Raw genomic sequence first — 16,274 nt, 5'->3', positions numbered from 1 at the left:
GTAAGGTTATGTTGGCAGGATAAAAAGTTTATTGGAGGTTGATTTAATCTGCATGAACTGTCTGGAAAAGAGGGAAAAACATCCTGAAATCAGGCTGGGGATATCGGGGAGGTGAAGCCTCATGGAGAGCAACCGTTGCTTCCAATGTAAACGGTAGTTCCGGATGATGGATTTCAGGTTGTTTTCATCCACGAGGTACTGTTCTGCCAGTATGTTTTGGAATCCGGTCTCATGCTCATAAGCATGGATCAGACGGACGTGCAGAACCAGAGGGATCTGGGAATACGGGATCATGGATGAAAGTAACAGCGCATGGGTATGCCCACATGCTTTGCAGTACACACGAACAACAGAAAGGGAGATGATTCTGTCAGCAAGCTGGACACTGCGTTTATAAGAGCCATGGCGGATGAGACAGCCGGAGTGACCGCAGGTACATGAAATAAGGTTCAGATCGAGAGAATCCATTGTTTTATTGTAAAAATCCTGAGAAATAAGGTTGTAGTTTTCTGTATTAACTGTTATCATAGGTATGCATGAATGTAGCGTAAGCTATGTTTGGGTGAAAGCAGAAATCGAACTTTGGTCGGGGAGGTTTCTGCTTTTTATTTCGTGGTTACAAAACCATATGATAACACAAGAGGTCTCAGGATAAAATAATCTGATGGAAAATACGTCAGATTCCTTTATGCCAGGATCTCTTTTATTTTGCATGAAAAGTAAAAAATCGGTTTGTTATAGTGTGGCTGATAATACAATGCTTGAATTTGTGAAAGAAGCATTTTTAATGGAAAAAGAAAGGCAGGAACTTCTTGGACTGCATTGTGAAGCTACGGTTGATGGATATACGGATTTCATTTTTGTAAACCGTTTTGGTCAGCCACAGCACCAAGCAACGCTCAATAAAGCAATTCGTCGCATTATACGAAACTGTAATGATAAGCAGTTTCTGGAAAGTGAAAATCCAGAGGTTTTACTTCCACACTTTAGCTGTCATTCTCTCAGACATACATTTACCACAAGAATGTGTGAAGCCGGAGTGAATGTGAAAGTCATTCAGGACGCACTCGGACACAAAGATGTATCTACTACATTGAACATCTATACAGATGTAACAAAGGAATTAAGAAAGTCAGAGTTTGAGGGATTGGAATTACAATTTAATCAGTAAATAGTCAGAGAATCAGAAAGAGAGCATATGCCGTAGAGATGCGGGGTGTGCTTTCTTTACTTTATGACGAGAAAGTGGTAGAATGAAACACAGGACTGATAGCAATGCTATAAACCCCAAAACTAAATAAGGATATACACCATTTACACCAATTTTTACACCAAACCTCATTTTTACCTTCACGAAACAAGTGGGAATGGTGTAAAGAGGTTGAATAAAAGCCCATTTATAGGCGATAAAACTTACAAAATGGAATTAAGTCGTGAGTGGACGATTTCGTCCCGACAATGAAGTCCCTGGACGCTGATAAGAAATCTGCGAAGTCAGAAAACAGCACTTCCACAGCAGCACCGGAGAAAGAAGAAGTTATCGACTTCTCCAAGGTAAAGGTAGAGCCTTTATTTGAGGAATTTGTTGATTTCGATACTTTCAGCAAGTCAGATTTCAGAGCTGTAAAGGTTAAAGCGTGTGAAGCTGTTAAGAAGTCAAAGAAGCTGTTACAGTTTACTCTTGATGACGGAACAGGCACAGACAAAACCATTTTAAGCGGTATTCACGCTTATTATGAGCCAGAAGAGTTAGTTGGAAAGACACTGATTGCAATCACAAATCTGCCACCAAGAGCCATGATGGGAATTGATTCTTGTGGAATGTTACTTAGTGCAATCCATGAGGAAGAGGGCGAAGAAAAACTTCATCTTCTGATGGTTGATGACCATATTCCGGCTGGCGCAAAGCTGTACTAAAATTAAATATAAAATCTCTAAAACCATGATGTCAGACCATAGTTGACAACAATTTGACAACAAAATTTGGGATAATAATGAATCGTTATGAAGCATGACGAATTTCAGGTGAAAGGACACAGGTTTGAGAATGAAATCAAAATTGATTCACTGGATCAATGATTGATATGCATGACAACAAGAGCACTTCTTAGAGTTTAATCTGAGAGGTGCTTTTTTTCGTACTCAAAAATATATCCCGGCAGTCAACTTCTGTAAAACAGTGAATCTAATTTTGGAGGAAAGCATCATGGATAAAAATTATAAACCAATCACAAGTATGAAGGAAGTACCAGAGCAGCTTAGAAAATTACGCCGACAGTATCTACGTTATCAACAGGCAGAGATTATTTACAGTATTTCTCATAAAAAACTTTTTAAACTCGCCAGTGATGCAGGTGCGATTTACAGAATAGATGGAACCGTATTGATCAAGCAATGCAGTGTAGTGGATCATAAAATGAGCAATGATACGTTCACGTTTCTTCTGGAAAACAGGGCGTGCTGACTTTGTGTAAGAAGTACATTTGATAAAACGTGTTACATCATGAGGATCTTATTTATAAGTTTCTGGATCTAAATAAATGGAGAGAAAAGAAAACACGTGGTGAAAAATGATGTTTCGGTGAAATACATGAAATAAAAATGAAACAAATGAAACGGGGTTGACATTTTATACATTGATTCTTATAATTTCAAATATAAAATTGGTAAAAAGATACAACAAACAATGCGAGAACAGCAAAAAAGAATGTGAAATACGTTGAAAAAAGGAGGTGATGATATGGGGCAACAATAAGAGATGTTGCAAAAAGGGCAGGAGTATCACCAGCTACGGTTTCAAGATATTTTCATGGGAAAAATGTTGTAACAACGGAAACCTCCAAGAGAATTGAAAAAGCAGTCCGAGAACTTTCATATAAACCTGTATATAAACAAAAGAATCCCGGTGTAATTGCTGTTTTAATTCCAAATCTTAAGCTGGCATATTTCAGTGAGGTTCTAAAGAATTTCCTAGATGCGGTTCCGAAATATGGTTGCAGAATGATATTTATTCCTGTTGTGGGTCAAGATGAGTCTTATAAACAATATTTTAAAGAACTGGATATCACGGGCGTAATTTATCTGGAGGAAAATACAAATCAGGATATGCTCAATTATATAGCGGCTAAGAATATTAAAATGGTGATGTTTGGTGCAATCAGTGAGGATCAGCGATGCAAAATGATTCATATCAATGATTTGGCAGCAGCACATGAAGGCGCAAGATATCTTCTTGAACTTAAGCATGAGAGAATCTTGATTATATCGGATTATCCTAAGAGTATCAGCTCCGGATTTCAGCGTATTGCAGGATGCAAAAGAGCTTTCGAGGAATATGGATTGGAATTCGATGCAGATCGAGTGAAATATGGTGAGTTGACATATAATAGTGGGTATCGTATAACCACGCAGGCACTTCAACAGGGAATTTCTTTTACAGCAGTATTTGCATTCAGTGATGAAGCCGCATTGGGGGTTATCAGTGCTCTGGCTGAGAGAGGGTTAAGAGTTCCGGAGGATGTTTCCATTATGGGATTTGACGGGATTAGTTTATCTAGGCAGGTAACTCCCAAGCTAACAACTATCCGTCAGCCTATCAAAAAAATGATAGAGCAGACATTGGATACTTTTCAGAACCAGAAAAGGGAAGAAAACATAGAAATTACATTACCCTACAAACTGGAAGAAGGAGAAACCTGCATTCTCAATCAGAAAATATTAAAAGAATAGAAACAGTTAATAATGATAAAAAAGTACAAATTTGGAGGGAAAACATGAAAAAAAGAATTTGTAAAATGCTGACACTTGTAATGACTGGTTCAATGGTCTTAGGAGTAACTTCACCGGTGTATGCAGAGAAAAAAGATGATGTTACTAAAATTTCTTTTGCAATTTGGGATGAGGTTCAGAAGCCGGTATTTGATGAGATTATTGAGAAATTTGAAACAGAGAATCCTGATATTGATGTAGATTTACAGTTAACTCCTTGGTCACAGTATTGGACAAAGTTGGATGCTGCAATGGGATCAAATAGTGCGGCAGATGTATTTTGGATGAATACATATCTTCCTAAATATGCAGAGGCTGGTGTTTTGGAACCGCTTGATGAATATATTGAAAAAGATGAAATTAATATGGATGATTACGTAAGTGTTTTGAAAGACTCTTATAATTATAAGGATGTTCAATACTGTATACCAAAGGGAATGGACACGGTACAGGTATTTTTCAATAAAGCTATTTTTGAAAAATATGGGGTAGAAGAGCCTCAGACCGGATGGACATGGGAGGATATGACAGATATTGCAAAACAGTTAAAGACTAAAATTACAGAAGCAGGATCTGATGAATATCCGATACTAATGGAACTGGATGCCCAGCCTTCTTTTTTCAACTTTATCAATCAATCAGGAGGCTTTGTGCTCAGTGAAGATATGAAAACAGCAGGTTTTGATCAGAAAGGAACGGTGAAAGCGTTTAGTGATATGGTATCACTTATGGATGAAGGTCTGATGCCAGGAAGCGAAGTGCTTTCGGATACAAAGGGAACAGATTTGTTTCTGTCTCAGAAGGGAGCCATTCTTTTCATGGGATCCTGGAAAACATCTGTTATTGATGAAGCGAGTTTCGCTGATCAGATAGGAACTATTGCTATGCCCGCAAAAGAAGCAGGAAATCAGAGCGTTATTGGCGGATTGGGCTATGCAATCAATGCTAACAGTGAAAACAAGGATGCGTCGTGGAAACTTGTAAAATATCTTTCAGGGGAAGAGGCTAATAAAATGCAGGCAGAAGCGAAGGTAGATGTTCCGGCACTGATTAGTGCCCAGCAGTATTATAAAGCAGATCACATAGATGTAAGTGTAATTTTCGAAGCAGCAGAAACTGGATTTCCATTTCCAACATCTACAAGCGTTGCAGAATGGCTTCCTGCTGTAACTGAGATTTCAGCAAAGATATTTGCAAAAGAATTAACTCCGGAAGAGGGATGTTCACAGATGCAGGAAGTAACACAGAGTGCTTTGGACAGCGAATCATAAGATGGATTGGAAGTGTTGCTAATAATGAAATGAGCAACACTTCCTTTTTTCCAACGAATAAGCTGCAAAAAAGCTGTTCAATTATGAATAAAATAGCGAAGGCAGATTTCGAATCTATGCTTAATTGACAGGAGAGAATATTTGATGAAAAAAAATAAAGTGGATTCACTAAGGCATCGGGAAATAAGGACAGGTTATCTAATGATTGCGCCATTGATGTCAGGAGTCATCGTATTTTTTATCTGGGCATTTTTTCAGAATGTTTATTATAGTTTTACAAATAAGTCAAGCTTTGGTATTCCCAAATTTGTTGGACTTGAGAACTATGTAAAGCTTTTTCATGATGAAGCGTTTTATCAGGCATTTATTAATACGATATTATATGTAGTTATTTGTGTACCGGCAGTTGTGATTCTGGCGATTTTGCTGGCTGTATTATTGAATTCTAAGGTAAAGGGAATTGGTTTTTTCAGAGTATGCATCTTTCTTCCGGCAGTTACTTTACCGGCCGCAATTGGACTTTTGTGGAAATGGTTGATGAATTATAAATTTGGTATTTTCAATGAAATTCTTGGAAAGTTTGGAGTGAATCCAATTGCATGGCTTTCTGATCCTAGAATAGTGTTGTTTTCTATTTCTATTGTATTTATCTGGGCAAGTGTTGCATATCAAGTAATTGTATTGTTAGCCGGATTACAGGGGATTCCGGTGTGTTACAAGGAGGCTGCTGAAATTGATGGAGCGAATGGGATTCAGCGTTTTTTTAAGATTACATTACCGCTGTTATCGCCATCTATATTTTTTGTATGTGTAACAACTGTTATTAATGTATTCCAGATTTTTGATTTTATTTATCTGATGATTCCACAGGGAAGCAGTGGAACTGCAGCATCCAGATCGCTGGTTACATATTTTTTTGAACAATCTTTTGTAAAATTTCATAAGGGATATGGTGCAGCAATCAGTCTGGTGCTGTTTTTTCTGATTTTAGTGATTACAGCAATTCAGATGATCTGTCAGAAGAAATTGGTATTTTATGATGATTAATGAGGATCAGGACGTAGAAAGGAGATTATATAATGAAAAAAAGAAAGTGGCAGGTATATCTGTTACTTGTTCTATGTGCTGCTGTGACAGTATGTCCATTTATATGGATGATTTTGACATCTTTCAAATCCTATGAAGAAAGTATTCAGATACCACCAACAATTTTTCCGAAAATTTTTACAGTGGAAAGCTACCAGGAGATTGTAGCCAAGTTTCCGTTTCTTAGTTTTTACATCAATACATTTTTGGTCTTGATTTTTACAATTGTGATTGAGTTACTGATATGTTCTATGGCTGCATATGCGTTTGCCAGATTGAATTTTCCGGGAAGGGATGTAATTTTTATCGTCCTTTTGGCATTACTGATGGTTCCAGGACAGATTTTCCTAGTTCCCAATTATGAGATCATGGTAAAGCTACATTTGGCAGATACGGTAACAGCATTATGGATTCCTAAAATATTCAGTGCTTTTGGTACATTTATGTTATGTGAATTTTTTAAAGGACTTCCGAAAAGTTTAGATGAAGCAGCTATGTTAGATGGATGTGGATTTTTTCAGATTTATTATAAGATTTTATTGCCGTTATTAAAACCTGCATTGTCTTCTTTAGCAATTTTGACAGCAATATCTACATTTAAAGATTTGATGTGGCCGTTAATTGTAAATAATTCTATGGAGAAAATGACATTATCTGCTGGTCTTGCAATGCTTATCGGAGAGCATACAACCTATTATCCGCAGGTCATGGCGGGAGGCATTATTGCGATTCTTCCGATGATAGTACTATTTTTCTTTTTCCAGAAACAGTTCGTAGAAGGAATTGCAACCACAGGAGTAAAACAGTAGTAAGGGGAATAGATTATGGTTGATATTTTAGCAGTTTGTGCACATCCAGATGATTTGGAAGTCTGTGCTGCAGGAATGTTTGCAAAAGCAAAAAAAGAAGGATTAAAAACAGGGCTTGTAATTTTTACCAGAGGGGAAGCGGGAGGTTATGCGGAGCAGAGGGAAAGAGAAGCAGAGGCAAAAAAAGCTGCAGAAATTTTAAAGCTAGATTATTTTGAAATGCTAAATTTTCCGGATGCAGGCGTCTATTTCTGTAAGGAAGCAGTGGATGCTTTGATTCCACATTTGCGAAAGTGTTCTCCAAAATTTGTTTTAACACTTTTGGAGGATGATTATCATCCGGATCATACAGCTGTATCAAGAATTACAAGGGCGGCTTGTTTTACGGCTGGATTGAAAAAGTATTCAGATGATGATACTGACTGGCATTATGATGCGCTGATCTATTTTGGCGCAGATAATAGAAGCAATCGTCGCAGACCAGATATCTACGTAGACATTTCAGACGTAATAGAAATAAAGAAAAATGCTTGCCTGGCACATACATCTCAGAATATTCTTCCATATGCAATGAGTTTATCAGAGGAATATGGAAGAGATGCAAAAACAGAGTTTGCTGAGGGAATTTATTTAGGACATAGCATCACCATTGATAGTATTGCAGATCTTTTGAGAGACTGCAAAAAGATGTAAATAAGATTTTGGGGGAGGGATTAAGAGTGAAAGTTGATTTTTACCAAAAAGCCAAAGAGGCGGAGGAAGAAATTAAAAGATATTATACCCATCTCCATAAGCACCCGGAGTTGTCCGGGCAGGAATATCAGACACAGGAATGGATTCTTAGTCAATTGAAACAATGGGGAGTGGAATGCAGGACATGTGCTGATACGGGTGTATATGCAATAATTCGAAGCGGAAAACCTGGTTATACGATTGCTTTTCGTGCAGATATGGACGCACTTCCAATTCAAGAACAGACAGGACTTTCATGGAGCTCGGAAGAAAATGGTGTTATGCATGCGTGTGGACATGATGCGCATATGACAGTGCTGCTTGGCTGTATTCGGATTTTACATGAAAATCGGGAGCAGCTATATGGAAATATAGTATTTTTATTCCAGCCGTCTGAGGAACATCAGGGTGGTGCTGCCCGTATGATTGTAGATGGAGCAATGAAAACTCCGAAGCCGGATTTGATAGTTGCTTTTCATGTATGGCCACAAAGAGCAGGTACTATTACCTGCATGTCAGGACCTGTAATGGCACAACCGGATGCGTTTTCTATTGAACTAATAGGGAAAGGTGGACATGGAGCAACCCCTCACATTTGTAGGAATCCGATTCCAGCAATGGCGGCGTTGATCAATGCAATCGGAAATATTACAGCAAATGATATATCAGCGCAGGAAACAGCAGTTGTAAACATTTGCCGGATTCGATGTGGCGAAAAATATAATATTATTGCAGAAAAAGGATATCTGGAAGGAACAATTCGAACTTATGATACAAAAGTGCGGGAAGAGATTATTCGACGTCTGAAAAAACTGACCACATCTATTGCAGATGCCTGGGAAATAGAGGGATCCTATTATATGGATTCAGGATATCCGGCAACGATCAATAATAAAACGGCAGCTTGCTGGGCAGCTGAGATTTTGAAAAAGGAGATTCCGGAAGTGGAGATTTTAACAGAAGGAGAACCATCTATGCTAGGAGAAGATTTTTCATGTTATGGAACAGTATGTCCATCTCTGTTTCTGAGACTAGGCTGTTGGAAAGAGGATGAAAAACGGCATTTTCCACTACATAGTAGTTGTTTTGAGATTGAAGAATCAATATTGTTGGATGGAATTGCAGCCTTTTGTATTCTGGCATCTGCATTTTCGGAAAAGGGGTTTGAGAGGATAAATGAAAAATACTGAAAGGATGTATAGGGGTAGCAGCAAAAATTGTCAAAAAACGTTTGAAGATTTAAAGGATGGTAGAGAGAGAATAGAAAAAATCTGTCGAGAGTTGTTAAAAAATGAAATTATCGTAGCCCTTGGATGTACAGAACCGGGAACGATTGCTTATGCAGCGGCGTGTGCGAAGGAGATTTTAGGTGCGATTCCGAATCATATGGAGATTTATGTGAGTGGTAATATTTTGAAAAATGTGAAAAGTGTAGTTATTCCAAACACTCAAAATCTTAAAGGGATAGCGGAAGCTGCTTTTTGCGGAATTGTAGGAGGCAATCCGAAACGAAAGTTGGAAGTTTTGAATACTTTGACTATGGCAGACGTTGAAATGGTACGAAAGCTTGTAGCGGAAGAAAATATGTACGATGTGCATCTTTCGAGAGTACAAGAGCCCCTATATGTACGAGTTGAATTGATTAGAGGAGAGCATACCTCTCTGGTGGAAATTCAGAAAAATCATCTTAATATAACAAAGGTACAAAAAGATGGGAAAGATATTACAAGGCAATATCAATACAGAGAATGTGTTGGAGAGGTTAATGGCAGTGAATATAAGCTGAAATTGAAAGATATTTACAATTTTGCATATGAAACAGAAATTGGCGATTTGGAGAATCTCATGAAATTGCAGATCACCCACAATGGGAGAATAGCAGAAGAAGGAATGAAAAATGATTATGGAGCGAAGGTAGGGAAGAATTACCTGAAATTGCATGAGAAAGAAAAAACAGCCGTATTAGCGGCATACGCAGCAGCAGGAAGTGATGCCAGAATGGGAGGAAGTATTCTTCCGGTAGTTGCTAACAGCGGCAGTGGAAATCAGGGAATTACTATTGCGGTGCCTATAGCTATTTATGCCCAGAAAGAAAATAAAAGTAACGAGATGCTGTATAGAGCATTGATATTTGCAAATTTGGTTTCAATTTATATTAAAAGAGGTATAGGAAAGTTGTCGGCATATTGTGGTGCAGTTAATGCGGGATGTGCTGCGGTTTGTGGAATTGCATATTTGGATCAACAGCCATTATCAGTAATTGAAGACATTATCACAAATACATTGGCAACGATATCAGGAATGTTATGTGACGGAGCAAAGCCATCTTGTGCTGCAAAAATAGCTATGTCAATTGAGACAGGTCTTTTATCCTATGAAATGGCAAAAAATCAATGCCGTTTTATAAGTGGGGAAGGAATTGTTGGAAAAAATGCGGATAAAACTATTGAATCTGTTGGCATAATTGGGAAAGATGGCATGAAAGAGATGGATAGTAAAATTCTGGAAATTATGATGGGAAATTAAAGGAGATGATGTTATGAAATTAACAGTTATTGGTGGATGTGGTTCACGAAGCTTGATGTTGGCAAAATGTTTGGCACAGCATGCGGAAGACCTTGACATTACAGATGTTGTATTTATGGATATAGATAAAGAAAGAGTCCGGGTGTTTGGCTCTATGGTGAGAGAGGTATTTTCCAGAATTGCACCTTATGTTCAGTATCTCTGTACAACAAATGAGAAAGAGGCTGTAATGGAGGCAGATTTTGTTATTACAACTATTCGTGCGGGAAAAGAAGAAAGCCGTATTATTGATGAACGGGTAGCATTAAAGAATGGGGTAATAGGGCAGGAAACGACAGGCGTTGGTGGCTTTGCTATGGCACTTCGTTCTATTCCAACATTAATTTATTATTGTAGGTTGATTGGTGAGTATTCTAATCCAAACGTTATGGTATTTAATTTTACAAATCCAGCTGGTCTTGTAACGCAGGCATTAAGAAATCAGGGATATTCGTTTGTGTATGGTATTTGTGATGCACCGTCTGGATTTTTAAGACAGGTAGCAGCTTTGTATGACTTGGAATATTTTGATTTAAAGGTGCAGCTTATAGGATTGAACCATTTATCTTATTTTACCAGTGTAAAGAAGGATGGACGGGAAATACTTTCGGAAATTTTGAAAGATTCACGGCTTTATGAACATACAGATATGCGTTATTTTGAACCAAAGCTTGCACAACATATTGGTTGTATGCTGAATGAATATCTGTATTATTTTTATTATAGAGAGAAAGCTCTTCGGAATATTCAGAAAATAGGGGAAACACGAGGAGAAAGAATTAAGAAAATCAATGATCATATGTTGAAGGAACTTGGACAGTATGATGCAGCAAGAGATTTTGATAAAATGTTAGAAATCTACAGTGAACATATTTATATGAGAGAAAGTAATTATATGCAGGGGGAAACTTCTGTGGCAAGAGATGAGGCTTGCATTCCACGATTTGAACTTTATACAAAAGATGAAGGTGGATATGCAGGGGTTGCACTGGCATTTATGAAAGCAAAGATTACTGGTACAAAAGGAGAGATGATTTTGTGCGTCCCCAATCATGGAACTGTGGATTGGTTAGAAGATTCAGATATAATAGAGGTATCCTGTAATATTTCAAAGAATGGGGCCACACCAAAGAAAGGTCTATATGAATTACCAGAATGTGCAAAACAGCTGATTCGTACTGTGAAATGTTATGAGAGACTGGCCGCAGAGGCGATTGTGGAACGGAATACAGAAAAGGCTATTGACGCATTGATGATAAATCCACTGGTAAACTCATATTCTTTGGCAGTAAAACTGTTAGGGGAATATCTGGAGGTCTATAAGGAGTATACAGGAGGATGGACATTATGAATAGCGTAGGTGGATTTGGAATTGCCAATGTGGATATCATTTTTGGAAATGCTGACAGAATTCCAAAGCTTGGAGAAGAGATTTATACGCCAAGCTGCTTTAAGCAACTTGGCGGAGGCGTAGTTGCAACACTGATTCAGCTTTCAAGGTTGGGTGTTCCGGTGAAACTTGCAACTTATATAGGAAATGGTTCTCTTAGTAAATATCTTGTAAAAAAATTGGAAAAGGAAAAAATAGAGTACATTAACATGTTATCAACGGATGAAGAAGATCCAGTTACTCTCAGTTGTATTGTTTCCTGTGAACAGGACAGAGGTATTGTTTCCTATAAACCTAAAGAAGAAGCGTTTAGGGTGGACAGTAAAAAAATTTATGAATTTTATAAGGATTGTAAAATTGCTTTTCTTTCTCTTGAACAGAAAGAGTTTTGTAAATCTTTGAAAGAAGCAGGATGTATTATCGTGTTGGATTCTGCATGGAATGATATGTTAAGTTTGGAATGGTATTATGATGTTTTTCCGTATGTGGATTATTTTATTCCGAATTCCATGGAGGCGATAAAAATAACAGACGAAGAAAATCCGGAAAAGGCATTGGAAAAATTGGGTCAGTATTTAAAATATCCAATTGTAAAAAATGGAAATAAAGGATGTCTTTATAAAGAGGATGGAGAGATTCATACTGTTGAACCGCTTCCAGTAAAACATGTAGATTCAACGGGTGCAGGTGATGCATTTGCAGCTGGATTTATGTATGGATTATATTATGGTTATAGTTTGGATGATTGTATACGGTTTGGAAATATTACCGGCGGGTATGCGGTAACAAAAATGGGATGTTTAACTGCAGAAATAGATGAACAGAAACTTTTAAATTATTTTCATAATATTTATAGGAGATAATGGAGAGAAGAATTTTTAAATAAATGTTACTGACCTCATGAGATGTCACCGACTTGCCCACATGAATTGTCATCAGATTGCTTAACTTTCTGTCACCAGCCCTTATAGGGCTGCCGCCTGAATACAGGCGGCGATAAGGTTTATGTAGTCATGGTTCCGAGCATTTCATGTTCCACGACATACTTAATCATATAATCATCAATCAGACGTTTCTGGTTTTGAAATGCATACATAAGAGCCTTTTCACAGATCCGATTGATCATGCGCGGAATTCCGGCCGATGCTTTATGGATTTCATCCAATGCCTTGGTTGTAAATACTTCCTGGGCACACCCAGAGTAATCCATATGGCTTGCGATATACTGTTCTGTTTCAGACCTGTCCAGATGTGGCAGGATACAGTACATATCGATACGCTGGCGGATAGCAGCATACCGCTGTAGTTTTAGTTTGTTTTCCCAGAGTTCTGTCTGCCCGACCAGCACAACAGCCATGGGACTCATGGAATCAAATCTGTAGTTAAGCAGGAAGCGGAATTCTTCCAGAGTCTCCTTCTCAATCAGATGTGCTTCATCAAGGATACAGACGACTTTCTTATGCTGCACTCCCCGGATGATCTCGATCTCCTGTTGAAGCTGACGTTTGGAATCACCGCGGTAAAACCGGGCTTCAAGTCCCAACTGATCCAGCAGACCCTTATAAAACCATCGTGGTGTCAGCTTTGAATCCGACAGATAAAGAACGATGTAATCCTCTTTCGGAAGTTCCGAGTAGAATCTGCGGATCAATGTTGATTTACCACATCCAGGGTCAGCCGTTACGACAGCAAACATCTGACGGTCTGCCACATAGGACAACCGTCCAAGGGTCTCGCGAAATGCATTGGATTCATACAGTTTTTCTGGCGGAACATCACGTACAAACGGAGTATGTTCCATACCAAAGAAGGTTTCATACATCAGTCATCCGCCTCCTTCCGGTAGGAAGCAAAGGAAATGGCATCTGCCATCTGCTGTTGGTTCTGTTTATAACGTACCTCCAGTGCATCAAGAAAGCGGGAGGTCGTAGGGGTCTGTTCCTGCATGGAAGCAGGAAGAGTCGGTCTTTTGTCACAATACGAACCGATTTTTAGCGGAGCTGCGGTAAAAGGCTCCGTTCCCTGATAAGAAATGGTGATCTGTTCCGGTGCTGCAGGATCATAAGAAATCTCTACAGTGTGACCAATCAAAGATGGTTTTGTTTCGTAACGCTTCCCACGGAAACTGATGCAGGCTCCCTTGTCGACTTTCCTCTGTTCATGATGGAGAAAGGCTTCAGATACCACGGCTGCATCAAGGAATGTCAGTGGGCGGCTGTCCCGGTTCCATTCCTGAAGCGGTGATATCCCTTCTTCCGGAACAGTAGCTCCAAGGCTTTCGTAGTATTCTGCGATACCAGTATGCTTTTGCTTATGATAGTATTCATCCAGATAGACTGTCCAGAGACGGTTCAGTTCTTCCAGTGTCCTGATATTTTTGAACTTTGATTCACGGATGAAGTCATCTACCACCTGATGGAACTTTTCAATCTTGCCCTTGCTTTTCCCTGAACGTGGTTTGGCATGCATGACATGGATTCCCAGTCTGGCAAGTGAGAACCGGATCTGTTTTGCGATGTACTGACTTCCATTATCAAAGTAACAGGCATCAAAGGCGCCATAGCGGGAAATGGCCTGGTGGAAGGTATCCTCAATGATGGATTCTTCCTGATTATCGTAAAACCGTGAAGAAAGCAGATATCTGGAATGGTCATCAATAGCAGAGGACAGATAGGTCTGTACCTTTGCACCATGTTTCCCAATGGGAAGTTTTGGACCATACTTAATATCACCCTGGATCAGCATCATGCGGTGGGGCTTGCAGAAACGTTTGGAAGAACTGTTTCTGGCCTCCTTGTACATCTGCATCTGTTTCTGACCATAACCAGCCCTGTATATGTGCCGCTCAAGGGTCGATCTTTTCAGAATACCCGGTGCTACAAGACCTTCCGCTTCCAGAATGTAAATGATCTTAGCAACTGACCGTTCCGGGACTTCCTTACGGAGCTGAATCGCCTGTTCCAGAAGAAACGCAAAATTTTTCGGAAGATTCTGTGAACGGTGTTTTTCACGATCAGCTGGTTTAAGACCTGAGAACTGTTTTTCTGCGAATGCTTTTTCATACCGGTAAAGAGTACGGACAGAAATGTGATTCTCATCAGCAATCGTTCTGCGCAGCTGTAAGCGTTTGGCATCATCCAAACCTGTCTGAAGAAGCGGTGAGATCAGCTGGAAACGGTGAAGTGCTTCCTGATCCTGCCACTGTTGTTTTGTAAATGTATCACTTGTACTCATAGTATAGATACCTCCTTTTGAGATCACTATACTATCTGCACGCATGACAAACGAACCAAAGCAGGTGCATAGATCTACCAGAGGATTGACGTTAAAAATCCACCGCTGTTATAAATGAGCCGGAGGATAAGTTCCAGCCAGTTTTGATATCTGTTTCTGATCTTGTTGAGCAGCAAGTCGGAAGTAAACAGGAGTTCCTCTCCCAGATTCAATATCTGATATCCGACTGTCCGTAGGTATCCCTCTATGCGTTGCAGGTTTTCATGAAACCATTGAAGCCAGCGGAGCATGGTGTTGAAGGACGGATAATCCTCAGAATCCAAGTCATCCGGACGGATAACTTCATCCAGAACACCGGCAATCACCTCTGCTTCGTAGTGTTTATAGGGAACAAGACAGTCAGGAAGTTCATTGTGGTAGCTATGACAGTCCTGACATCGAAACCTGCGGATCATCAGACGTTCCTTCGTTCCGCCCTCCTTTTTGCGGATGCGGGGACGGGAATCCCTGTAACGGAGCATTCCCTGACAGACAGGGCATAAATGGGAGTTCTCACTGCTCTCAACAAAAAACACCAATATCCTCCTTGAGGACCAGTGTGTAATCTGATATAATAATCATGGTTTTTGACCATGGTCTCAGAGTACACAACTTTCCAGGTAGGGTGCTCTGGGACCTTTTTCTTTCTGTAAACTAATGACAGTATACAGATCATTCCAGAGCAAGTAGATCAGCATTATGCTAATTTAAGAAGTCAACAACAAGTAAGGCAATGCACTAGATAAAGAGAATCTGACCGAAAGGTCGGGAACACAGCCCGCAGGGTGAAGTTCCCGGCGGGCTTTCATTATAAGAAAGCGAGGTTAGAGACAATGGGCTTATTTACAGACGGATTTAAGTTATTAAAGAAGGCGAGTGAGCCTTTGTATAAGACACCTAAATCCATTCAGGAAACCATAGAGATTATGGCGGTGGCTGAAAACGGTATTTTTGAAGTAAGCAGGAATAAGTATTCCAAGTGCTACCGCTTTCAGGATATCAATTACACGACAGCAACGGAGGATGAGCAGATTGGCATATTTGAGCGATACTGCAAGTTCTTAAATTCGCTGGACTGTAACTATAAGATTACGATTAATAATAAGAACAAAAACCTGGATGATCTCCGTGACAAGGTTCTTATCACAGAAAGAGAGGATGGCTTCAATAATTACCGCAGAATCTACAATGACATCATCGAGGAGAAGATTATTGAGGGCAGACAGGGGATTGAACAGGAGAGATACCTGACAATCACAATCGAGAGAAAGAATTTCGAGGAGGCAAAGGCACAGTTTGCCACACTGGAAGGGAAATGTGTTTGGGCATAGCTTCCATTCATGATATCCATAAAGTGCTTTCCACCATTTTTTAATGCTT

15 protein-coding genes and 2 pseudogenes are annotated in these 16,274 nt (G+C 39.4%); 13 read left to right on the top strand and 4 right to left on the bottom strand.

The features are described 5' to 3' along the window. Positions 1 to 6: 6 nt before the first annotated feature. Positions 7 to 528, bottom strand: a complete 522-nt coding sequence (locus tag V9W66_RS08730; RefSeq protein WP_242828381.1) for a hypothetical protein — start codon at positions 526 to 528, stop codon at positions 7 to 9. A gap of 136 nt (positions 529 to 664) precedes the next feature. Here V9W66_RS08730 and V9W66_RS08725 point away from each other — a divergent pair, with 136 nt between their 5' ends. The 12 genes and pseudogenes from V9W66_RS08725 (at position 665) to V9W66_RS08670 (ending at position 12,484) form a co-directional block, all read left to right on the top strand. Then, positions 665 to 1,171: a tyrosine-type recombinase/integrase gene (locus V9W66_RS08725; protein WP_330575230.1), complete on the top strand. Its 507-nt coding sequence runs from the start codon at positions 665 to 667 to the stop codon at positions 1,169 to 1,171. Between the two features lie 281 nt (positions 1,172 to 1,452). Beyond that, positions 1,453 to 1,917, top strand: a pseudogene (locus V9W66_RS08720) (lysine--tRNA ligase); the annotation flags it as partial. Positions 1,918 to 2,206: 289 nt separating this feature from the next. Further along, on the top strand, positions 2,207 to 2,464 hold the full coding sequence (locus V9W66_RS08715; protein ID WP_243121599.1) for a DUF6462 family protein: 258 nt from the start codon (positions 2,207 to 2,209) through the stop codon (positions 2,462 to 2,464). Between the two features lie 287 nt (positions 2,465 to 2,751). Next, positions 2,752 to 3,729: a LacI family DNA-binding transcriptional regulator gene (locus V9W66_RS08710; protein WP_144092908.1), complete on the top strand. Its 978-nt coding sequence runs from the start codon at positions 2,752 to 2,754 to the stop codon at positions 3,727 to 3,729. A gap of 44 nt (positions 3,730 to 3,773) precedes the next feature. Continuing rightward, on the top strand, positions 3,774 to 5,039 hold the full coding sequence (locus tag V9W66_RS08705; RefSeq protein WP_144092911.1) for an ABC transporter substrate-binding protein: 1,266 nt from the start codon (positions 3,774 to 3,776) through the stop codon (positions 5,037 to 5,039). A gap of 144 nt (positions 5,040 to 5,183) precedes the next feature. Continuing rightward, positions 5,184 to 6,086 carry a carbohydrate ABC transporter permease gene (locus tag V9W66_RS08700; protein ID WP_138276800.1) on the top strand — a complete coding sequence of 301 codons (903 nt, stop codon included), beginning with the start codon at positions 5,184 to 5,186 and terminating at the stop codon, positions 6,084 to 6,086. 32 nt (positions 6,087 to 6,118) lie between these two features. Beyond that, the gene (locus V9W66_RS08695; protein WP_138276799.1) at positions 6,119 to 6,934 is read left to right on the top strand and encodes a carbohydrate ABC transporter permease; all 816 of its coding nucleotides are present in this window, start codon (positions 6,119 to 6,121) and stop codon (positions 6,932 to 6,934) included. 15 nt (positions 6,935 to 6,949) lie between these two features. Continuing rightward, on the top strand, positions 6,950 to 7,627 hold the full coding sequence (locus V9W66_RS08690) for a PIG-L family deacetylase (RefSeq protein ID WP_138276798.1): 678 nt from the start codon (positions 6,950 to 6,952) through the stop codon (positions 7,625 to 7,627). Positions 7,628 to 7,653: 26 nt separating this feature from the next. Next, positions 7,654 to 8,856 (top strand): M20 metallopeptidase family protein, encoded by a 1,203-nt coding sequence (locus V9W66_RS08685; protein WP_158293308.1) that lies wholly within the window; start codon positions 7,654 to 7,656, stop codon positions 8,854 to 8,856. Continuing rightward, complete coding sequence (locus tag V9W66_RS08680) at positions 8,843 to 10,192, top strand: L-cysteine desulfidase family protein (protein ID WP_138276796.1); 1,350 nt, start codon at positions 8,843 to 8,845, stop codon at positions 10,190 to 10,192. Before V9W66_RS08685 ends, V9W66_RS08680 begins: the two co-directional genes overlap by 14 nt. A 13-nt stretch (positions 10,193 to 10,205) precedes the next feature. Continuing rightward, on the top strand, positions 10,206 to 11,582 hold the full coding sequence (locus V9W66_RS08675; protein WP_144092913.1) for a family 4 glycosyl hydrolase: 1,377 nt from the start codon (positions 10,206 to 10,208) through the stop codon (positions 11,580 to 11,582). Beyond that, on the top strand, positions 11,579 to 12,484 hold the full coding sequence (locus V9W66_RS08670) for a carbohydrate kinase family protein (RefSeq protein WP_144092915.1): 906 nt from the start codon (positions 11,579 to 11,581) through the stop codon (positions 12,482 to 12,484). The genes V9W66_RS08675 and V9W66_RS08670 overlap by 4 nt, the downstream gene beginning before the upstream one ends. Positions 12,485 to 12,624: 140 nt before the next feature. Here the strand turns inward: V9W66_RS08670 and V9W66_RS08665 are convergent, their stop codons facing one another. The 3 genes from V9W66_RS08665 to V9W66_RS08655 form a co-directional block, all read right to left on the bottom strand. After that, entirely contained in the window at positions 12,625 to 13,443 is an 819-nt protein-coding gene (locus V9W66_RS08665; protein WP_144094101.1) for an ExeA family protein, read from the bottom strand. Further along, the gene (locus V9W66_RS08660) at positions 13,443 to 14,855 is read right to left on the bottom strand and encodes a DDE-type integrase/transposase/recombinase (protein WP_439362990.1); all 1,413 of its coding nucleotides are present in this window, start codon (positions 14,853 to 14,855) and stop codon (positions 13,443 to 13,445) included. Before V9W66_RS08660 ends, V9W66_RS08665 begins: the two co-directional genes overlap by 1 nt. Positions 14,856 to 14,929: 74 nt before the next feature. Continuing rightward, positions 14,930 to 15,430 carry a DUF6431 domain-containing protein gene (locus V9W66_RS08655; RefSeq protein ID WP_186290064.1) on the bottom strand — a complete coding sequence of 167 codons (501 nt, stop codon included), beginning with the start codon at positions 15,428 to 15,430 and terminating at the stop codon, positions 14,930 to 14,932. Between the two features lie 297 nt (positions 15,431 to 15,727). Here V9W66_RS08655 and V9W66_RS08650 point away from each other — a divergent pair. Further along, positions 15,728 to 16,204: pseudogene (locus V9W66_RS08650) on the top strand (VirB4-like conjugal transfer ATPase, CD1110 family); the annotation flags it as partial. Positions 16,205 to 16,274 lie beyond the last annotated feature (70 nt).

The organism is Blautia massiliensis (ex Durand et al. 2017), from assembly GCF_051861785.1.
In the GTDB taxonomy this organism is placed as follows: Bacteria; Bacillota; Clostridia; order Lachnospirales; family Lachnospiraceae; genus Blautia_A; species Blautia_A luti_A.
This window is presented reverse-complemented; position numbering and strand designations above follow the sequence as displayed.